This window comes from Pseudomonadales bacterium, from assembly GCA_024234215.1.
Lineage (GTDB): Bacteria > Pseudomonadota > Gammaproteobacteria > Pseudomonadales > UBA5862 > JACKOQ01.
Genome location: JACKOQ010000004.1, coordinates 224,344 through 243,909, shown reverse-complemented (window position 1 = coordinate 243,909; position 19,566 = coordinate 224,344). Strand labels below are relative to the sequence as shown.

Sequence of the window (19,566 nt, the reverse complement as noted above, 5' to 3'; positions counted from 1 at the left end):
AAGCCATCTGACCGCCCGCACCGCCACCGCTGCACCACTGGCTTTGTCTCTTCTGCTACCGCCGTCCCGCCAGCGCCGCTTCACGCGACCGCGAAAAACCGTCAGACGTTGAACCTGAAATGGATCACGTCACCATCGGCGACGATGTACTCCTTGCCCTCCAGCCGCCATTTGCCGGCCTCCTTGGCGCCCTGCTCACCGTTGCCGGCGACGAAGTCGTCGTAGGCAATCACCTCGGCACGGATGAAACCGCGCTCGAAGTCGGTGTGGATCACCGCGGCCGCCTTGGGTGCGGTGGCGCCGATCGGGATGGTCCAGGCCCGCACCTCCTTCTGTCCGGCGGTGAAATAGGTGTGCAGACCCAGCAGCCGGTAGCCGGCGCGGATCAGCCGGTTGAGGCCGGGCTCCTCGAAGCCGAGCGATTCGAGAAACTCGGCTTTTTCGGACTCTTCGAGTTCGGCGATCTCGGCCTCGAGCTGATTGCAGATCACCACCACCTCGGCCCCTTCGGCCGCCGCCACCGCCCGCACCGCGCGAACGTGGTCGTTGTCCTCCTCGCCTTCGGCGACATTGGCGATGTAGAGGGTCGGTTTGACGGTGAGCAGATGCAGTGGCCGCAACAGTGCCAGCGCCGCAGGCTCCAGCCCCAGCGTGCGCACCGGTCTGGCCTGGTTCAGTTCGGGCTGGATGCGCTCCAGCAGGGCATGCAGCGCAATTGCCTCCTTGTCGCCACCCTTGGCGGCACGCGCGCTGCGGGCCAGGTTCTTTTCGACGGTGTCGAGGTCGGCCAGCGCCAGTTCGGTGTTGATCACTTCGATGTCAGACACCGGGTCGACGCGGTTGGCCACATGGATGATGTTGTCATCCTCGAAACAGCGGACCACCTGGGCAATGGCATCGGTCTCACGGATGTTGGCAAGAAACTGGTTGCCCAGTCCCTCGCCTTTCGAGGCACCCGCCACCAGCCCGGCGATGTCGACGAACTCCATCGTGGTAGGCACCACCCGCTCCGGTTGGACGATCTGCGCCAGCCGGTCGAGCCGTGGATCGGGCATCGGCACCACCCCGGTGTGGGGATCGATGGTGCAGAAGGGGAAGTTGGCGGCATCGATGCCGGCCTGGGTGAGTGCATTGAACAGGGTCGATTTGCCCACGTTCGGCAAGCCGACAATGCCACATTTGAATCCCATGTCAGGACCTATTCGATGTCAGGTGGGGGCATGCAACCGGCTCATCGCCGTCGCCCAGTTGCCATTGAGGGCGTCGGGGAGTGCCCGCAGGGCATCATCCATCGCCTGGTCGATCGCCTCGCGCTCTGCCGCAGTGGGCGGATTGAGCACATAGGTGACCACCCGTGAACTGTCTCCGGGGTGGCCGATGCCAAGACGCAGCCGGTAGAAGCTTTTGTCACCGCCCAACTGCTCGATGATGTCGCGCAGGCCATTGTGACCGCCATGGCCGCCGCCTTGCTTGAAGCGGGCCACGCCGGGCGGCAGATCGAGTTCATCGTGGACCAGCAGCAGACGGCTGGGCGGAATCTGGTAAAAGCGCAGCAGGGCCGTCACGGCCCGGCCGCTGCGGTTCATGAAGGTGTCCGGTTGCAGCAGGTGAAATTCGCAACCCTGCCAGAACGCGCGGGCGTGACGGCCATGGAACTTGCGCTCTTCGCGCAGCCGGACGCCGGCCAGCGCAGCCAGCCGGTCGACCAGCCAGCAGCCGGCATTGTGGCGGGTGGCCGCATAGTCGGGGCCGGGGTTGCCCAGCCCGACGATGGCGTCGATCCGCGCGCTCAAGCGAAAACCGGGCGGGAGCGATCAACCGCCGGCTTCGTCACCACCACCCTTGGTCGGCACCACCGCCACCACCTGGGCGTCATGGTCGCCGCCCTGCGACAGGGAAACCAGCTCCACACCCGGCGGCAGTTTCAGGTCGGAGAGGTGAATGTGTCGGCCCACACCGACGTCGAGCATGTCGACTTCGAGGTATTCCGGCAGATCGCCCGGCAGACAGCTGATCTCCACCTCGGTCAGGGTGTGGGCGATGCGACCACCATCGCGCTTGATGCCGATGCAGTTCTCTTCATTGATGAAGTGCAGCGGCACATGCACGTGAATCTTGCGGTTCATCTCGACCCGCATGAAGTCGGCATGCATGACCGACCCCTTGCTGGGGTGGCGTTGCAGCGCCTTGAGCAGCACCGGTTCGCTGCTGCCACCGATCTTGAGGTTGATGATGTGCGTGTAGAAGGCCTCGCTCTCCAGCGATTTTGCCAGATCCTTGGCCACGCAGCTGAGCAGCATCGGATCCTTGCCGCCGCCATAGAGGATGGCAGGCACCCGGTTTTCGAGACGACGCAGGCGGCGGCTCGCACCTGTCCCCTGCTGTTGCCGAAGTTCGGCGTCCAGTTCAAATTGAGCGCTCATCGCGGGCTCCTTTGCTGACAGTCGACGGGTTTCGCGACCAAAACGACGCCGACCGGTGGGTGGTTGAAATGGGCGGTGAAATGGAACGATCAGCGGAACATGGCGCTGATCGACTCCTCGTTGCTGACCCGGCGCACGGCTTCGGCCAGCAGCGGTGCCAGCGAGATCTGCCGCACTCGGCTGCACTGCCGGGCAGCCGGCGACAACGGGATGGTGTCGGTCACCACCAGTTGATCGAGTTCGGAGTTGTTGAGGTTGTCGATGGCGCGTCCCGACAGCACCGGGTGGGTGCAGTAGGCCATCACCCGGGCCGCGCCCTGCTCTTTCAGGGCCGCCGCGGCACTGCAGAGGGTACCGGCGGTGTCGATGATGTCGTCGACCAGAATGCAGGTGCGCCCCTCGACCTCGCCGATCACGTTCATCACCTGCGTCTGGTTGGCCTGGGGGCGGCGCTTGTCGATGATTGCCAGATCACTGCTGAGCTGCTTGGCAAAGGCGCGTGCACGCACGACGCCACCGATATCGGGCGAAACCACCAGGAGGTCTTCGAAATTGTTACGCAGGATGTCGTCGATCAGCACCGGTGAGCCATAGATGTTGTCCACCGGCACGTCGAAAAAGCCCTGCACCTGGTCGGCATGCAGATCGACGGTGAGCACCCGGTTGATGCCAACGCCGGTCATCATGTCGGCCACCACCTTGGCGCTGATCGGCACCCGCGCCGAGCGCACCCGGCGATCCTGTCGGGCATAGCCGAAGTAGGGCACCACTGCGGTGATCCGGCTGGCCGAGGCGCGCCGCAGCGCATCGACCATGATGATCAGTTCCATCAGGTGGTCGTTGGTCGGCGCGCAGGTCGACTGGATGATGAAGACATCATCACCGCGCACATTCTCCTGAATCTCGACCAGGATTTCGCCATCGCTGAAGCTGCCGACCAGCGCACTGCCCAGCGGCATGTCGAGAATCTCGGCGACACTGCGGGCAAGCTCCGGGGTGGCATTGCCAGTGAAGATTTTCATGGGCGGAATCACGAAACCTCAGGCTGATCGGCGTCAGTAAAGGTGGACGATTTCAGGTATGACGCGCGGAAAGATGGCTGGGGTGGAAGGATTCGAACCTTCGTATGCTGGAATCAAAATCCAGTGCCTTACCGCTTGGCGACACCCCAATGGTTAAAAACCTGCGAATGGTACTGCGGTCCGGACTGTTCCGTGACGCCGCTTCATTCGTTTGCACTCTTCAAATACAGTGGAGAGGTGTTGCAGCCCCGGGCGACGAAAGCCCGCCAGCCACTGGGCAACTGCCGCAACGGCCGCAACGCAGTCTCTTCGGTTGCAAACCGGGCAAACAGGGAGCTGCCCGAACCGGTCAACCGCGGCGGGGCAAACTCTCCGAGCCAGCCGAAGGCGGCATCGATCTGCGGGTAGAGTTTGCGAACCAGCGGCTCGAAATCGTTGCGACCGCCCCCCTCCAAAAAGGCCGACATTGTGATCGGCTCACTGTTGCGTGTCAATTGCGGATGCTGAAAGATCGTACCGGTTGCCACTTCGCAATCGGGCGTGAGCACCAGGTACCAGGGCTCTTCGAGCTGCACCGGCGTCAACTGCTCACCGATGCCCTCGCCCCAGGCCGCCCGCCCCAGCGTGAACAGCGGCACATCGGCACCCAGTTCGAGCGCCAGCCGGGCCAGCTCGGTCGGCGGCAGCTGCAGCCGCCACAGTCGATTCAGCATCACCAGCGTGGTCGCCGCGTCGGAGCTGCCGCCGCCCAGGCCACCGCCCATCGGCAACCGCTTGTCGAGCTGGATGCGCGCGCCCAGACGGCAGCCGGTGTCACGCCTGAGCAGCCGTGCCGCCCGCATGATCAGGTTGTCCGATGCCGGAATCGGCAGCCCCGGAGCAATCAGTTCGAGCTGATCATCCTCGATCGGCTCGAAGGTGAGCCGATCACCATGGTCGAGGAACTGGAACAGTGTCTGCAACCGGTGATAGCCGTCGAAGCGGCGCCCCAGAATGTGCAGAAACAGGTTGAGCTTGGCCGGCGCCGGCGCGGTCAATAGCCTGCTCATTGCCACGCCTTGAGCAGCAGCGTGATGTGCAGATGGTCGGTGTCGAGCACGATCTTCTCCGGCAGTTCGCGCGCCCCCGCCTGTCGATAACTGGCATAGCTGATTTTCCAGCCGGCCTGTTCGAGCAGGCTGATGCGCCCCTGTGGATCGAGGCTGTGGCGCTCGGGCAGTGCCGGAGCCGGAATGCCGCGAATCCAGTAGCGCAGCAGCGACAGTGGCAGCCACCAGCCGGTTTCACTCTTCAGCAGCATCTCGACGTTGTCGGCCTCACGCGATCTGCCGTCGCTGTCGCGCAGGATGACCCGACCCGGCTGTCCTTCGATCTGCATCGAGCCGCCACCCACCGGACCGCTCACCTGCACCAGATAGTGCTCCGGTGCCTCCTGCCAGTTGAAATAGCCGCTGACCGCCTGGTCACCGCTGCGAATGCCCAGTTTGCCGGCCAACTGCCAGTGCATCATCGTCTCCAGATCCGCCTGGCGCCTGAGAAATTCCGCCGCGGCCTGCACGCCGGTTGGCGTCGGCTCCGGCTGCCTGGCCAGTTGGGCACAGCCCCCCAGCCACAGCGCCAGAAGCATCAACAGGCCGGTGCGCAACGACAGGTTCATGGTTCGAGATCGATCTTCAGGCGCTTGATCAGTTCACCCCAGCGCGGAGTGGCCGGATGGTCGATCATCCCCTTGCGCAGCAGTGCCCGCGCCCGATCCTGCTGGCCCTCTTGCCACAGCAGCTCAACCAGATGGCCGATCACCTCCGGCTCGTTGAGCTGCTGGGCGGCCTGCTCCAGCAACTGCAGCGCTTCGGCATGGTTGCCGCGCAGATGTTCGACCCAGCCGAGGCTGTCGAGAATCGCCGGCTCCTGCGGCCGCAACTGGTGGGCCCGCAGAATCAGTCGATGGGCTTCGCTCAGACGCTTGGTGCGCACCGCCAGGGTGTAGCCCAGCGCATTCAGTGCCACGGCATTGTCCGGTTCGCGCTTGATGATGTAGCGAAGATCGCGCTCCATCGCCACCAGATCGCCCAACTGTTCATGGGCCATCGCACGGCCATAGCGCAGATTGAGATCCTGCGGCAGCGCCTTCAGCGCCCGATCGTAGAGCTTGATCGCACTGCCGGGCCGCTGATGGGTCATCAGCAGCTCTCCTTCGAGCAGGTAGAGGCTGGCCGCGGCGGAACTCCACTGCTCACGGGTGTCGGCCAGCAGCCGCTGCATCGCCTCGAATTCACCGGTGATTGCCAGCAGCTCCGCCCGCTTGGCCACCGCGTTGAGATAGAGCGGGCCTTCGCCGATCGCCGAAAAGTGATAGAACGCCTGATTGAAATCGTTGCGCTGCTGTGCCAGCAGACCCAGTTGAAAGTGGGCCTCATCAGGACGGTGGTCGATGTCGAGCAGCTGCTGATAGAGTCGCTCGGCCCGACTGACCAGGCCGCTGCGCGCCGCCATGGCGGCCACCGTCGACAGCAGCACACCATCGTTGCCGTCGACCAGCGCGCTGAACCGGTCGATTTCGCTGCCGGCCCGAGCCAGCTCCTGCCGGCTCAGCAGCAGTTGAATCAACTGCACCCGCAACCGCAGGTCGTCGGGGAAGCGCGCCACTGCTTCGTCCAGTCGCTGCAGGGCCTGCTGTTCGCGCCCCATGCCGAACAGGATCTGCGCCTCCAGCACCATGCTCTTGCCATTGTCCTGCGGCATCTTCGACAACTGCTGCGCCAGTTGCAGGGCCGCCTCGCGCTGACCACGCGCATTGAGCAGGATTGCCTTGCCGAACAGCAGTTGCGCATCATCCCTGGCCGTCGCCAGCCGCCGATCGAACTCGACAATCAGGCCATCGAGCCGCTCCGGCGGTTGGCGAACGGCCATCAATGCCAGATAGTCGTAGGCAGCCTCCTGCCCGGTCGCGCGCAGGGTGTCCAGTTGCGGCAGCGCCTCGAGGTAACGCTCGGCCCTGATCAGTTGAATGGCATACATCCGCCGCGCTTCGGAATTGGCTGGATCGACCTCGATCAGCAGCCCGGCCGCTTCGAGCATGGCCGCGTCATTCTGCAGGAACTGGGCGATCTGCAGGGCCCGCTCGATGATGACCGGATCACGCGTCTGCCGCGCCTGCTGCAGGTAGCCATCGAGCGCCAGATCGTACTGTTGCGACTTGCCGGCCAGCTCGGCACTCAGCAGGTCGTAGAGCGTCTCCTTGGCAAAGGGGCGAAACCGCGACGGTTCGGCCGGTGCAGCCGCCGGCGCCGGCACCTCGGCCGCCAGAGCTGGCGCATCGGCCTGGGGCAGGTCGACTTTTTTGCTGGCGCAGCCAGCAAGCAGCATCAACAGGGCAATGCAGGCAGCAAGAGGGCGGGTGGATGGCATGAAGGGCTGTTCGAGTGGATGTCGCATTAAATCGCATCGAAGCATGGGCCACAATGGGGCACGGCGCAACTGCCGGTAACCCCGTGCTTTTGTGGTATATTTCCGCCACAGGATCGGCAAGCCGCAACAGATCCGGCCACGGCGGCCTGTGCTGTTGTCCGTGAATCCATGGAACCCGGGGCAGCACGCCTCACTTTCTCACTCACGATGCGCACCACAACTGGGTTATCACTGACAGACCATGGTTGACCAGTCCGCCCTCCCCGCTTCCGACCTTGCACTGCTGGCGCTCGGCATCAATCACACCACGGCCGACATCACTCTGCGCGAACGGGTCGCCTTCAACCCGGCACGCTTCGGCGAGGCACTGGAAAGTGCGCGCGACAGTGTGCCGCTCAGGGAGGTGGCGATTCTGTCGACCTGCAACCGCACCGAACTCTACTGCGTGCCCGAATCGCTGCCGGGCGCCCGCCAGCGGCTGCTCGCCTGGCTCGCCGACTACCACCACCTGCCACAGAAGCAGTTGACCCAGAGCCTCTACACCCACTGGGGCGCCAAGGCGGCGCGCCACATGATGCGGGTGGCCGCCGGACTCGACTCGATGATTCTCGGCGAGCCGCAGATTCTGGGGCAGATGAAGGAGGCCTACGCCCAGGCCAAGGCGGCCGACACGCTGGGCCGCCGGCTCAACCAGGTGTTCCAGCGCACCTTTGCGGTGGCCAAGAAGGTGCGCACCGACACCGGCATCGGCCAGCAGTCGATCTCGGTCGCCTACGCCTCGGTGCAGCTGGCCAGGCGAATCTTCACCGACCTCGGCCGCAGCCATGCCCTGCTGATCGGCGCCGGCGAGACCATCGAGCTGGTGGCACGCCACCTGCGGGAGCAGGGCATCGGCTCGATCCAGGTGGCCAACCGCACGCTGGAGCGGGCCGAACAGTTGGCACGTGAGGTCGGCGGCACCCCGATCCTGCTGAGCGAAATTCCGCAACAACTGCCACAGGCCGATCTGGTGATCTCCTCCACCGCCAGCCCACTGCCGATCCTCGGCAAGGGGGCCGTCGAGCGGGCACTGAAGGCACGCCGCCACCGGCCGATCTTCATGGTCGACCTCGCCGTGCCGCGCGACATCGAGGCCGAGGTGGCCGAACTGGCCGATGTCTACCTCTACACCGTCGACGACCTGCAGGAGGTGGTGCGCGAGAACCTGCGCAGCCGCCAGGGCGCCGCCGACGAGGCCGAACGGCTGATCACGCTGGGGGTCGAGGAGCTGATGCGCGAAGAGCGCGCCCACGACGCCATCGAACTGGTCAAGCGCTACCGCGGCCGGGCCGAACAGCTCCAGCAGGCCGAGCTGGAGAAGGCCCGCCGACTGCTGGCGCAGGGGCAGGATCCGCAGCAGGTGATCGAGCGGCTGGCGCACGGCCTGACCAACAAGCTGCTGCATGGCCCCACGGTGCAGATCAAGGCCGCCAGCGAACTCGATGACCGCGAGCAGCGGCTGGCGATCTACCGCGACCTCTTCAGCCTCGAATGCCGTCGCGACCACAGCGACCCGACCCCTCGATGAAACCCTCGATACAGCACAAGCTGGAGCAGATTCAGGAGCGCCAGCAGGAGCTGGCCGCCCTGCTGAGCCAGGCCGAGACCATCCAGGACAACAGCCGCTTTCGTGAGCTGTCGCGCGAGTTCAGCGAGATCGAACCGGTCGCCCTCTGCTTTGGCCGCTACCGGCAGTTGCTTCAGCAGCTCGATGAGACCCGCACACTGCTCGACAGCAGCGACGCCGAACTGCGCGAACTGGCCGAAGCCGAGCTCGGCAGCGACAGCGCCGAACTCGAACGGCTCGAAACCGAGCTGCAACTGCTGCTGCTGCCGCGCGATGAGCATGACAACAGCAACGTCTACCTGGAGATTCGTGCCGGCACCGGCGGTGATGAGGCCGCGATCTTCGCCGGCGACCTGTTTCGCATGTACAGCCGCCATGCCGACCTGCGCGGCTGGCGCATCGAGGTGGTCAGCGAACGGCCCGGCGAGCACGGCGGCTTCAAGGAGATCGTCTGTCACATCACCGGCAACCAGGTCTACTCCCACCTCAAGTTCGAATCGGGCACCCACCGGGTGCAGCGGGTGCCCGCCACTGAATCACAGGGACGCATCCACACCTCGGCCTGCACTGTCGCCATCCTGCCGGAGGTCGACGAAATCGACGGCATCGAGATCAACAAGGCCGATCTGAAGGTCGACACCTACCGCGCCTCGGGGGCGGGAGGGCAGCATGTCAACAAGACCGATTCGGCGATCCGCATCACCCACCTTCCGAGCGGCATGGTGGTGGAGTGTCAGGAGGAGCGCTCGCAGCACAAAAACCGCGCCAAGGCGATGTCGCTGCTGGCCGCCCGGCTGCTCGATCAGGCCCGCGGCAAGCAGCAGGCCGAACATGCCGAATCGCGGCGGCTGCAGGTGGGCTCCGGCGACCGCTCCGAGCGGATTCGCACCTACAACTACCCACAGGGACGCATCACCGACCACCGCATCAACCTCACTCTCTATCAGCTCGACGAGGTGCTGGGCGGCCATCTCGATCTGCTGACCATGCCGCTGCTGCATGAGTACCAGGCCGAACAGCTCGCCCGCCTGGCCGATGCCCACTGAGGCGCTGCCGGCAACCGCTGGCTGATCGCGATGGCCACCCTGTCTGCCCTGCTGCGCACTGCCTGCCAACGACTCGACAGCAGTCCAACACCGGAACTGGATGCCCGCCTGCTGCTGTGCCACCTGCTCGGTGTCGGCAGCAGCTTTCTCTATGGCTGGCCGGAGCACCCGCTCAGTGCCACGCAGCAGCAGCAGTTCGAAGCGCTGATCGAGCGGCGCCGACAGGGCGAACCGATCGCCTACCTGACCGGCCGGCAGGGTTTCTGGGATCTGGAGCTGCGGGTCGACGCCACCACCCTGATCCCCCGGCCCGAGACCGAGCTGCTGGTCGAGCTGACGCTGCAACGGCTGCCGACCACCCCGCTGCGGCTGGCCGATCTCGGCACCGGCAGCGGCGCCATCGCGCTGGCACTGGCCAAGGCGCGCCCAGCCTGGCAGCTGGTCGCCACCGATGCCAGCCCGGCCGCGCTGCATGTGGCGCGGGACAATGCCGCAACCCTGAATCTCGCGCACCGTGTCTGCTTCCTGCAGGGCGACTGGTGCGACGCACTGCCGGCCGGCCGCTTTGCCGCCCTCGTCAGCAACCCCCCCTACATCGCCGCGGATGACCCCCATCTCGCCGCGCTCGGTTTCGAACCGGCCACGGCGCTGGTGGCGGCCGAGAATGGCCTGGCCGATCTGCGCCGAATCGCCGAGCAGGCCCCCGCCCACCTGCTGAGCGGTGGCTGGCTGCTGCTGGAGCATGGCTGGCAACAGGGCGCCGCGGTGCGCGACCTGCTGAGCCGACTCGGTTACCATCAGATAGAGACCCACCACGATCTCGGCGGACAGGAGCGGGTCACCTCTGCCCGCATCGGCGAGGAGCACACCGATGGATGACCAGCAACTGCTGCGCTACAGCCGACAGATCATGCTGCCCGACTTCGAGATCGCCGGGCAGGAGCGACTGCTCGCCAGCCGGGTGCTGATCGTCGGGCTCGGCGGGCTCGGCAGCGCGGCCGCCCTCTATCTGACGGCCGCCGGCGTCGGCGAACTGCGGCTGGCCGACCACGACCGGGTCGATCTCTCCAACCTGCAACGGCAGATTCTGCATCAGAACAGCGACCTCGGCCGTCCCAAGGTGGCCTCGGCGGTCGACCGGCTGCGGGCGCTCAATCCGGGCGTGCGGCTGATGCCGATCGAACAGCGACTGGCTGCCGACAACCTGGCCGACTGGATCGACGGCGTCGACCTGCTGCTCGATTGCAGCGACAACTTCGCCATCCGCTTCGCCCTCAACCGCGCCAGCGTCACAGCCCGCATTCCGCTGGTGTCGGCCGCGGCGATCGGTTACGACGGCCAGCTCGGCAGCTTCGATCCGCGCCAGAGCGACAGCCCCTGCTACCACTGCCTCTACCGCGACAACGGCGAGGATGAAGCCCAGGGCTGCGCCCGCAATGGCGTGCTGGCGCCGACGGTCGGGGTGATCGGCACATTGCAGGCCTTCGAGGCGATCAAGCTGCTGACCGGCATCGGCGAGACCCTGGTCGGCAAGCTGATGCTGTTCGATGGCCGCAAGATGGCCTGGCGAACGCTACGGCTGCCAAAGGATGTCGCCTGCCCGGTCTGCGCCAGCGCGCCACACTTTGCCGGGTAAGTGGCAAGCCTCTATAGTGCCTCCGACCGCGCACCGCCCATCACAACAACAAGAAAGAGGAGCACGCCATGCTGGGCACCATGATGCAACGTCCGCTGTCGATTCCTGCCCTGCTCGAACATGCGGCCCGCTGCCACGGTGACACCGAGATCGTCACCCGCACCACCGAGGGGCCGATTCACCGCTACGGCTACGCCGAGGCCCTACAGCGCAGCAAGCAGTTGGCCAATGCGCTGATCCGCCTCGGCGCCCACCCCAATGACCGCATCGCCACGCTCGCCTGGAACACCCACCGCCACTTCGAACTCTACTACGCCATTTCCGGCATCGGCGCCATCGTCCACACCCTCAACCCGCGCCTGTTCGTCGACCAGTTGGCCTACATCATCAACCATGCCGCCGACCGCTACCTGTTCGTCGACCTGACCTTTCTGCCGATCGTCGAGCAGTTGGCCGAGCGGATTCCCACCGTGCTCGAACTGATTGTGCTGACCGACCGCGCCCACATGCCGACCCACAGCCACCTGCCGCGCCTGCACTGCTACGAAGAGCTGCTGGCGGCCGAAAACAGCCAGTTCAACTGGCCAACGATGGACGAGAACCGTGCGGCGGCCCTCTGCTACACCTCCGGCACCACCGGGCACCCCAAGGGTGTGCTCTACAGCCACCGCTCCACGCTGCTCCATGCATTGACGGTCTGTCAGCGGCAGGTGCTCGACCTCTCTGCCGACACCGCCGTGCTGCCGGCAGTGCCGATGTTCCATGTCTGCGCCTGGGGGATGCCCTACGCCGCGCCACTGGGCGGCGCCAAGCTGATCCTGCCCGGTCCCGCACTCGATGGTGCATCGCTCGCCCGCCTGATTCACGACGAAGGCGCCAACCTGCTGCTCGGCGTCCCCACCCTCTGGCTCGACCTGCTCAACCATTTGCGCGCGCAGGAGCAGCGCCTCGACGGCGTCGAGCGGGTGGTGATCGGCGGCGCCGCGGCCCCCTACTCGATGATCAAGGAGTTCGACGAACGGCATGGCGTCTTCGTCGTCCACGCCTGGGGCATGACCGAGACCAGCCCGATCGGCACCCTCAACAGCCCGACGCCGCAGATGCGCCGGCTGCCGGCCGAAGCGCGCTATCGGCAGCAGATGAAACAGGGCCGCCCGCCGTTCGGGGTCGAGATCAGGATCGTCAATGACGCCGGCGAGGCCCTGCCCGAAGATGGCAAGACCTTCGGCCGCCTGCTGGTGCGTGGGCCCTGGGTGGCCAATGGCTACTTCAGAAGCGAAGAGCGCAACGCCTTCGTCAACGGCTGGTTCGACACCGGCGACATCGCCACCATCGACCCCTCCGGCACCATGCAGATCGTCGATCGGGCCAAGGATGTCATCAAATCGGGCGGCGAGTGGATCAGCTCGATCGAACTGGAGAACCTCGCCATCGGCCACCCGGCAGTGAAGGAGGCCTGCGTGGTCGGCGTGCCCCATCCCAAATGGGATGAGCGACCGCTGCTGCTGCTGGTGCTGCAGCCGCAAGCCCAGCTCACCGAGGCCGAAATGCTCGGTCACCTGCAGGACAAAGTGGCAAAATGGTGGCTGCCCGATCGGGTGATCATCGTCGATACCCTGCCACACGGCAGCACTGGCAAGTTGCAGAAAAATGTTCTGCGCGAGCAGTATCAACAGCTCCTGCTCAAAGGCTAGATCGCGTGGCACGCCACGCCCGAAAAACGACAACGAGGTGATGAAAATGTCCAGTACGCTCGAAATGCTGCAATCCCACATCGGCAAGGTGATGGGGCCCTCCGCATGGTTCACCGTCGACCAGGCCCGCATCAACGCCTTTGCCGATGCCACCGGCGACCACCAGTTCATTCATGTCGATCCCGAACAGGCCAAACACTCGCCCTTCGGCGGTACCATCGCCCATGGCTACCTCTCGCTGTCACTGCTGCCCTTCCTGCAAAAGGACATCTCGATCCGCCCGGAAGGCGTGAAGATGGGCGTCAACTACGGCCTCGACAAGGTGCGCTTTCTCACCCCGGTCAAAAGCGGCGGCCGGGTGCGGCTCACCAACAGGCTGCTGTCGGTCGAAGAGAAGCGTCCGGGGCAGTTTCTGATGAAGTCGGAGGTGACCATGGAGGTCGAAGGCGCCGACAAGCCGGCACTGATCGCCGAGACCCTGGGACTGGTCTACGTCTGAAATGCCGCGGGGTGCGGCCGGCGCCGCATCCCGCACCCTGCGCGCTGATCCGGTCAATCCTGGCTACACTCAAAACGACAGCCACTTCTTCATTGATCGTCCGCATCCGCCGTCAGGTGCCCGCCGATGCACACCGCCACCGCCCCGACCCGCTTCACCCAGTTGCACATCGACATCGCGCGCTTCTCGACCGATGATTTCAACCCCTTTCATGACCAGAAGCTGTGGTGGCAGATTCCCGGCACCCCGTTCAGCGCGCCCCTGGTGCTCGGCTTTCAACTGGCGGCATGGATCGAAGACCGGCTGCGCCAGCATCGACAGCAGGCGGACGAAGCGCGGCTGATCGAGCAGCATGGCCTGCGCTACAGCAACTATCAGTTCGATTTCGTCAGCCCGGTGCTGCCGGGTGATGAGGTGACGCTCGAGATCAAGCCTTCGACACTGGTGACCAGCCCGACGACGCTGCTGCGCAACCGCCTGCTGCTGCGAGCAGGTCAACGCACGGCGCTGCTGGGTCACAAGCGGGAGTCCCGGCAGCCACTGGTGCTGCCAGAGGGCACTCCGCCGCTGCCCGATCCGCTGTCAGCGGTGACTGACCGCGACCATCTGCCGGGTCAGGCATGCTTTGTGAAGCGCAAGTTCATGATGACCGGCAACGGCAAGAATTTTCTGCTCGGCGCCCAGGTCGATCCGACGCATTACTTCAATGAACTGGAAGACCGGGTGGTTTTTCCCGAGATGTTCCCGCTCGCCTACCTCTCCTGCGCGCTGCTGGAGCGTGGTCTGAAGGCAGGGGAGGATTTCATGCAGCGGCCACGGCTCTACGCCTCACAGCAGTTCAGCGTCGACCGCCAGTTGATGCGGCGCGTCAAGAGCAACAGCGTGCTCTACATGCTGGTTTGCGAACCGCTGCCCGCCGCATCTTCCACGGGGCTGCGCGGCAGGACGGCAGCACACTGCTGCTTTCCCTGTTTCGGCGTGCTGGAAGATGGCGCCCTGCTCTACCGGGCGCTGATGACCCTGGTGCCGCTGGCGGCCATTGGCAGTGGATGAAGGCGCGGCACCGATCGGCCACGCGCTGAATGTCCACTCGAAGCGACTGTGCAACCCCGTTCATTGCCGGAATTGCACAGTCGACGGCAACTTCGCTCAGGCCAGGGCACCCGCCGCGCGCAGGCTGGCGATCTGACCGCTGCTGAAGCCGAAGTCGCTCAGCACCGCCTCGGTGTCCTCACCGGCCCGGCGTGGCGGCCGGGGCTGCTCCGGCGCGCTGCGGCTGAATTTCGGGCAGGGCGCCGGCTGCATCACGCCATTGATCTCGACAAAGGAGTTGCGGGCGACGTTGTGGGGATGGCTGGGCGCCTCGCGGAACGACAGCACCGGCGCAAAGCAGACATCACTGCCCTCCATGATGGCGCACCACTCATCGCGGCTCCTGGTCTTGAACACCCGGGTCAGCTCCTCCTTGAGCTCCGGCCACTTGCTGCGGTCCATCTGCGGCGCGAACTTCTGTGGATCGAGTCCCGCCTTCTCGATCAGCAGCGCGTAGAACTGCGGCTCGATCGACCCCAGCGAGATGTACTTGCCATCCCGGGTCTCGTAGGTGTCATAGAAGTGGGTGCCGCCATCGAGCATGTTGGTGCCACGCTCCTCGCTGTGGCCACCGCCACTGGCGAAGGAGTAGATCATCGCCATCAGCGCGGCGGAGCCTTCGACCATCGAGGCATCCACCACCTGGCCACGGCCGGAACGGCCCGCTTCGAGCAGCGCACAGACCATGCCGAAGGCGAGCAGCATGCCACCGCCGCCGAAGTCGCCCACCAGATTGAGCGGTGGCACCGGCTTGCCCCCCTTGGGGCCAATGGCGTGCAGCGCACCCGACAGCGAGATGTAGTTGATGTCATGGCCGGCCGCCTGGGACATGGGGCCATCCTGCCCCCAACCGGTCATGCGGCCGTAGACCAGCTTCGGGTTGCGACCCATGCAGGCATCGGGACCAATGCCGAGCCGTTCGGCGACACCGGGACGAAACCCCTCGAACACGGCATCGGCCTGCTCGCACAGCTTCAGCACCGTCTCGATCGCTTCGGGCTTTTTGAGGTTGAGCGCGATCGAGCGACGGCCCCGTGCCAGCACGTCATTGGAGCGCGGCGCATTGGCCGGCGCGCTGGCGCGATCGACCCGGATCACTTCGGCGCCCATGTCGGCCAGCATCATGCCGCAGAAGGGGCCGGGGCCGATTCCGGCGATTTCGATGATCTTGACTCCAGCAAGAGGTCCCATATCGATTCTCCATCGTTATTTTCGTTGTAAAGAGGGTGACGCAGGCGGTCGGCGGGAAAGCGCTGCATGGCATCCCAGCCAATTCAGAGTGTCGCCGCCATACTAAATCGTAAGGCCGACAGCGGCAATTTGTTGCACTGCTCCCGTCGCGCATGAATCCAGGGCCTCGAAGGCGCTCACGAACCCGCGGCCATGGTCCGGCAGGAACAGGGTCTGCTGCCGCGGGCTTCGGCCGCGATCGCCGGATCGCTCTTCGATCTGCATCCTTTGGGCCGCACCGAAGATCCAGAACCGGGATCGCCCTCAGTGGAGGATCAAAACATCTTCAACAAAATCAGGATGCTGGTGCGAAGCGGTGCAACAGCGCCTAGAATGGCCGCAGCCTTTGACCCACCGAACCACCGACATGCGGCTGCAGAGCATCAAACTGGCGGGATTCAAATCCTTCGTCGATCCGACCACGGTCACCTTTGCGACCAACCTCAGTGCGGTGGTCGGCCCCAACGGCTGCGGCAAGTCGAACATCATCGACGCGGTGCGCTGGGTGATGGGCGAGAGCTCGGCCAGACAGCTGCGCGGCGAGCAGATGGCCGACGTCATCTTCAATGGCTCCACCCACCGCAAGCCGGTTGGCCAGGCCAGCATCGAACTGCTGTTCGACAACAGCGCCGGCAGCCTCGGCGGGGAGTATGCCCGCTTTGCCGAAATCTCGATCCGCCGCAAGGTGACCCGTGCCGGCCAGTCGAGCTACTACCTGAACGGTGTGCGCTGTCGACGCCGCGACATCATCGACATTTTTCTCGGAACTGGCCTCGGTCCACGCAGCTACGCCATCATCGAACAGGGAATGATCTCGCATCTGATCGAGGCGCGACCGGATGACCTGCGGGTCTACATCGAGGAGGCAGCCGGCATCTCCAAGTACAAGGAGCGGCGCCGCGAAACCGAGAACCGGATGCAGCACACCAAAGAGAACCTGCAACGGATCAATGACATCAAAGAAGAACTTCAGCGCCAGTTGCAGACCCTGGAGCGGCAGGCACGCGCCGCCCAGAAGTACCGCGAACTGAAGGAAGAGGAGCGATTGCAGCGGATTCGACTGGCCGCGCTGCGCTGGCGCGCGCTGGAGCAGCAGCGGCTGCGGCTCGACGATGAAGTGAGCAAAGAGAGTCTGCTCCGCGATGGCCTGCTGGCCGAGCAGAGCCGTCTCGAACGCGAACTGGAGCAGTTGCGGCTGCGCCATCTCGAACTGCACGAGGCCTTCAATCTCGAACAGGGCCACTACTACCGCCAGGGGGCCGAGATCAGCCGCCTGGAACAGGGCATCCGCCATGCCCAGGAGCGCGCCCGCCAACTGCACACGACACTCGCCGACAACGAACGACAGATGCAGGCACTGCACGCACAACAGGCCCACAGCCAGCAGCTCGGCACGACACTGAGCGACACCCTGCAGGACCTGACACCCCGAAGCGAAGCCGCCCAGGTCGCCGAGCAGCAGGCGGCGCAGCAGCTGGCCGCCACCGAACAGCGCATGCAGCAGTGGCAGGAGGGGTTCGACCGACTCCAGCGCGAGGCGCAGCTGCCGGCCCGCCAGACAGAGGCCGCCCGCGCCACCCTCCGGCAGATCGAACAGCAACTGCCTCGGCTGAAGAGCCGCATCGAGCGGCTGCATGGCGAACGCGACAGCCTGCGGGGCCAGATCGACGACACGGCACTGCCGGCACTGCGGCAGAGATTCGACCAGCTCGCCGACGAGATTCGACTGAGCGAGGTGGCACGACAGGCGAGCGAGCAGCAACGACAGCAGCTGCGCCAGCAGCGCAACGCCTTGCAGCCACGGCTCGACCAGCTTCGACGCCTCGACCAGCAGCTGAGCGGGCGCATCAGTTCGCTCGAAACGCTGCAGCAGGCTGCCCTGGGCCGCGGACGACTCGACCCGCGACAGACCCAACTGCTGCAACGCCTCGAACTGGACCGCTTGCCACGGCTGGGCGAACGGCTCGAGGTGGAGGCAGGTTGGGAAGGGGCGATCGAACGGCTGTTGGCACACCGCATCCGGGCGCTCTGCCTGCCGGCCGAGCGTGCCGACGAACCGGAACGGCTGATGGCGGCGCTGTTCGAGCTTCCCCTCGCGCTGCTGACAACAGCGCACGCACCTGCACAACCGCCTCCAGCCCGCTGGCCCCGACTCAGCGAACGGCTGCGCAGCAGCCACGAAATTGCCGACTGGCTGCATGGTGGCTACTGTGCCGACAATCTGGCCAGCGCCCTCGACCGGCGCGGGCAACTGGGCCCCGGCGAGTTCTTTCTCACCCCCGATGCCCTGCTGATCGGCCGCCACGCCATCGAGCGACTGCCCGACGACCGCGAAGGCGGCGGCGCCCTGCTGCGCGCCCGCGAACTGACCGAGCTGAAGCGCGAGCAGCAGCAACTCAAGGAGCAGTTGCAGGATGCACAACAGCAGCTCGAAGAGTTCGACCGGCATCTGCGGCAGTGCGAGGCCGAGCTCGCGCAGACCCAGAGCCGCACCACCGAACAGCGGCGCCAGCAGGCCACCCTGCAGGCCGATCTGAGCGCCCGTCAGGCACGCATCGAGCAGAGTCAGCACCGCATCACTGCCATCGACGAGGAGCTGACGAGCGCAACCCGCGAAATCGACGAAGACCAGGCGCGGCAGGCACGGACGCAGGCCGCACTGAACCAGGCCATCGCGCAGAGTGGCGAGTTCGAACAGCAGCGGCAGCGGCTGCGGGCCGAGCAGGAGCAGCTGCGCGAGGCGCTGGCGCAGGCGCGCAGCCATGAACGTGACTGCCGCGACCAGCAGCATCAGCTGGCGCTGGAGCGCCAGCGCTGCCTGACCGAACTCAAGGCAGCCCAGGCGCAGAGTGCGCGGCTCGAACAGGAGATCGAACGCGCCACCGCGCAACGGCAGCAGCTGCAGATGGCCATTGCCGATCTGGTCGAACCGCAGCAGGCGCTGCAACAGCAGCTCGATCAGGCGCTGGCCGCGCAGCTGATGGCTGAACAGCGGCTGGCCGCCGCGCGGCAGGCAGTCGAGCAGTCGGAACGGCAGCAGCGCGAACAGGAGGATCAGCGCCGCCACCTCGACAGCCAGCTGCGCAGCCTCACCCAGCAGGTCGATGAGAAACGTCTGCAACTGCGCGAACTGGCACTGCACGACAATGCGCTGGCCGAACAGCTGCGCAGCCTCGGCAGCAGCGTCGACCTGATTGCAGGAAGCGAGGAGCCCCTCGACGCCATGCAGCTCGAACAGGCGCTGGAGCGGCTGCTGCAACGCATCGACCGGCTGGGTGCGATCAACCTGGCCGCGATCGATGAGCATCGCATCCAGAGCGAGCGCAAGGGGTATCTGGAGGCGCAGCAGGCCGACCTCGGCGAGGCACTCGAAACGCTGCAGGAGGCCATCCGCAAGATCGACCGCGAAACCCGCAGCCGCTTCCGTGACACCTTCGACCAGATCAATCGGGGCCTGCAGGCGCTCTTTCCGAAGGTGTTCGGTGGCGGCCATGCCGAACTGGTGCTCACCTCGGATGAACTGCTCGACAGCGGCGTCGCCATCATGGCGCAGCCGCCGGGCAAGCGTAACAGCACCATCCATCTGCTGTCGGGCGGCGAGAAGGCGCTCACCGCCATCGCACTGGTCTTCGCCATCTTTCAGCTCAACCCGGCCCCCTTCTGCCTGCTCGACGAGGTCGATGCGCCGCTCGATGATGCCAATGTCGGCCGCTATGTGAACCTGGTGCGCGAGATGTCGTACGGCATCCAGTTCATCTACATCACCCACAACAAGATCGCGATGGAGATGGCCCACCAGCTGCTGGGGGTGACCATGCAGGAGCCCGGCGTGTCACGGCTGGTCACGGTCGACATCGAGGCGGCGCAGGCGCTGGCTGGCGCCTGAACCACGGCGGTTTTCGGGCAGGCC

The 19,566-nt window shown here is 65.4% G+C and carries 16 protein-coding genes and 1 tRNA gene; 8 read left to right on the top strand and 9 right to left on the bottom strand.

Annotated features, from left to right (window positions below; translation table 11 throughout):
• Positions 1-101 precede the first annotated feature (101 nt).
• The 8 genes from ychF to H7A13_09525 all read right to left on the bottom strand — a co-directional run bounded on the left by ychF (position 102) and on the right by H7A13_09525 (position 6,853).
• Entirely contained in the window at positions 102-1,190 is a 1,089-nt protein-coding gene (gene ychF / locus H7A13_09560) for a redox-regulated ATPase YchF (protein MCP5333582.1), read from the bottom strand.
• An 18-nt stretch (positions 1,191-1,208) separates the two neighbouring features.
• On the bottom strand, positions 1,209-1,793 hold the full coding sequence (pth, locus tag H7A13_09555; protein ID MCP5333581.1) for an aminoacyl-tRNA hydrolase: 585 nt from the start codon (positions 1,791-1,793) through the stop codon (positions 1,209-1,211).
• Positions 1,794-1,814: 21 nt separating this feature from the next.
• Positions 1,815-2,423, bottom strand: a complete 609-nt coding sequence (locus H7A13_09550; GenBank protein ID MCP5333580.1) for a 50S ribosomal protein L25/general stress protein Ctc — start codon at positions 2,421-2,423, stop codon at positions 1,815-1,817.
• Between the two features lie 89 nt (positions 2,424-2,512).
• Positions 2,513-3,454 carry a ribose-phosphate pyrophosphokinase gene (locus tag H7A13_09545; GenBank protein ID MCP5333579.1) on the bottom strand — a complete coding sequence of 314 codons (942 nt, stop codon included), beginning with the start codon at positions 3,452-3,454 and terminating at the stop codon, positions 2,513-2,515.
• A gap of 65 nt (positions 3,455-3,519) precedes the next feature.
• Positions 3,520-3,594 (bottom strand) — tRNA-Gln (locus tag H7A13_09540).
• Positions 3,595-3,648: 54 nt separating this feature from the next.
• A complete protein-coding gene (ispE, locus tag H7A13_09535; protein ID MCP5333578.1) occupies positions 3,649-4,494 on the bottom strand; it encodes a 4-(cytidine 5'-diphospho)-2-C-methyl-D-erythritol kinase in 846 nt (281 codons plus the stop codon).
• Positions 4,491-5,102, bottom strand: a complete 612-nt coding sequence (lolB, locus tag H7A13_09530) for an outer membrane lipoprotein LolB (protein MCP5333577.1) — start codon at positions 5,100-5,102, stop codon at positions 4,491-4,493. Before lolB ends, ispE begins: the two co-directional genes overlap by 4 nt.
• On the bottom strand, positions 5,099-6,853 hold the full coding sequence (locus tag H7A13_09525; protein ID MCP5333576.1) for a tetratricopeptide repeat protein: 1,755 nt from the start codon (positions 6,851-6,853) through the stop codon (positions 5,099-5,101). Before H7A13_09525 ends, lolB begins: the two co-directional genes overlap by 4 nt.
• A 241-nt stretch (positions 6,854-7,094) precedes the next feature.
• Between H7A13_09525 and H7A13_09520 the strand changes: the two genes are divergently transcribed.
• The 7 genes from H7A13_09520 to H7A13_09490 all read left to right on the top strand — a co-directional run bounded on the left by H7A13_09520 (position 7,095) and on the right by H7A13_09490 (position 14,387).
• Positions 7,095-8,420, top strand: coding sequence for a glutamyl-tRNA reductase (locus H7A13_09520; GenBank protein MCP5333575.1), 1,326 nt, complete (start codon positions 7,095-7,097; stop codon positions 8,418-8,420).
• A complete protein-coding gene (gene prfA, locus H7A13_09515) occupies positions 8,417-9,505 on the top strand; it encodes a peptide chain release factor 1 (protein MCP5333574.1) in 1,089 nt (362 codons plus the stop codon). The genes H7A13_09520 and prfA overlap by 4 nt, the downstream gene beginning before the upstream one ends.
• A gap of 30 nt (positions 9,506-9,535) precedes the next feature.
• Positions 9,536-10,384, top strand: coding sequence for a peptide chain release factor N(5)-glutamine methyltransferase (prmC, locus tag H7A13_09510; GenBank protein MCP5333573.1), 849 nt, complete (start codon positions 9,536-9,538; stop codon positions 10,382-10,384).
• Complete coding sequence (moeB, locus tag H7A13_09505; protein MCP5333572.1) at positions 10,377-11,141, top strand: molybdopterin-synthase adenylyltransferase MoeB; 765 nt, start codon at positions 10,377-10,379, stop codon at positions 11,139-11,141. The genes prmC and moeB overlap by 8 nt, the downstream gene beginning before the upstream one ends.
• A 68-nt stretch (positions 11,142-11,209) precedes the next feature.
• On the top strand, positions 11,210-12,835 hold the full coding sequence (locus H7A13_09500; GenBank protein ID MCP5333571.1) for a long-chain fatty acid--CoA ligase: 1,626 nt from the start codon (positions 11,210-11,212) through the stop codon (positions 12,833-12,835).
• Positions 12,836-12,875: 40 nt separating this feature from the next.
• A complete protein-coding gene (locus H7A13_09495; GenBank protein MCP5333570.1) occupies positions 12,876-13,334 on the top strand; it encodes a MaoC family dehydratase in 459 nt (152 codons plus the stop codon).
• A gap of 126 nt (positions 13,335-13,460) precedes the next feature.
• Positions 13,461-14,387: a hypothetical protein gene (locus H7A13_09490; GenBank protein ID MCP5333569.1), complete on the top strand. Its 927-nt coding sequence runs from the start codon at positions 13,461-13,463 to the stop codon at positions 14,385-14,387.
• Between the two features lie 96 nt (positions 14,388-14,483).
• On the opposite strand, the gene H7A13_09485 is transcribed toward H7A13_09490, so the two are convergent.
• Positions 14,484-15,617 (bottom strand): CoA transferase, encoded by a 1,134-nt coding sequence (locus tag H7A13_09485; GenBank protein ID MCP5333568.1) that lies wholly within the window; start codon positions 15,615-15,617, stop codon positions 14,484-14,486.
• A 406-nt stretch (positions 15,618-16,023) separates the two neighbouring features.
• Here H7A13_09485 and smc point away from each other — a divergent pair, with 406 nt between their 5' ends.
• Positions 16,024-19,542, top strand: coding sequence for a chromosome segregation protein SMC (gene smc, locus H7A13_09480; GenBank protein MCP5333567.1), 3,519 nt, complete (start codon positions 16,024-16,026; stop codon positions 19,540-19,542).
• Positions 19,543-19,566: the final 24 nt, after the last annotated feature.

What these genes read in the sequence shown, in the direction of transcription:
- smc (MCP5333567.1), top strand. Translation starts at nt 16,024, where the DNA reads ATGCGGCTGCAGAGCATCAAACTGGCGGGATTCAAATCCTTCGTCGAT.
- H7A13_09495 (MCP5333570.1), top strand. Translation starts at nt 12,876, where the DNA reads ATGAAAATGTCCAGTACGCTCGAAATGCTGCAATCCCACATCGGCAAG.
- lolB (MCP5333577.1), bottom strand. Translation starts at nt 5,102, where the DNA reads ATGAACCTGTCGTTGCGCACCGGCCTGTTGATGCTTCTGGCGCTGTGG.
- H7A13_09490 (MCP5333569.1), top strand. Translation starts at nt 13,461, where the DNA reads ATGCACACCGCCACCGCCCCGACCCGCTTCACCCAGTTGCACATCGAC.
- ispE (MCP5333578.1), bottom strand. Translation starts at nt 4,494, where the DNA reads ATGAGCAGGCTATTGACCGCGCCGGCGCCGGCCAAGCTCAACCTGTTT.
- ychF (MCP5333582.1), bottom strand. Translation starts at nt 1,190, where the DNA reads ATGGGATTCAAATGTGGCATTGTCGGCTTGCCGAACGTGGGCAAATCG.
- prmC (MCP5333573.1), top strand. Translation starts at nt 9,536, where the DNA reads ATGGCCACCCTGTCTGCCCTGCTGCGCACTGCCTGCCAACGACTCGAC.
- H7A13_09550 (MCP5333580.1), bottom strand. Translation starts at nt 2,423, where the DNA reads ATGAGCGCTCAATTTGAACTGGACGCCGAACTTCGGCAACAGCAGGGG.
- H7A13_09520 (MCP5333575.1), top strand. Translation starts at nt 7,095, where the DNA reads ATGGTTGACCAGTCCGCCCTCCCCGCTTCCGACCTTGCACTGCTGGCG.
- prfA (MCP5333574.1), top strand. Translation starts at nt 8,417, where the DNA reads ATGAAACCCTCGATACAGCACAAGCTGGAGCAGATTCAGGAGCGCCAG.
- H7A13_09525 (MCP5333576.1), bottom strand. Translation starts at nt 6,853, where the DNA reads ATGCCATCCACCCGCCCTCTTGCTGCCTGCATTGCCCTGTTGATGCTG.
- H7A13_09500 (MCP5333571.1), top strand. Translation starts at nt 11,210, where the DNA reads ATGCTGGGCACCATGATGCAACGTCCGCTGTCGATTCCTGCCCTGCTC.
- moeB (MCP5333572.1), top strand. Translation starts at nt 10,377, where the DNA reads ATGGATGACCAGCAACTGCTGCGCTACAGCCGACAGATCATGCTGCCC.
- H7A13_09485 (MCP5333568.1), bottom strand. Translation starts at nt 15,617, where the DNA reads ATGGGACCTCTTGCTGGAGTCAAGATCATCGAAATCGCCGGAATCGGC.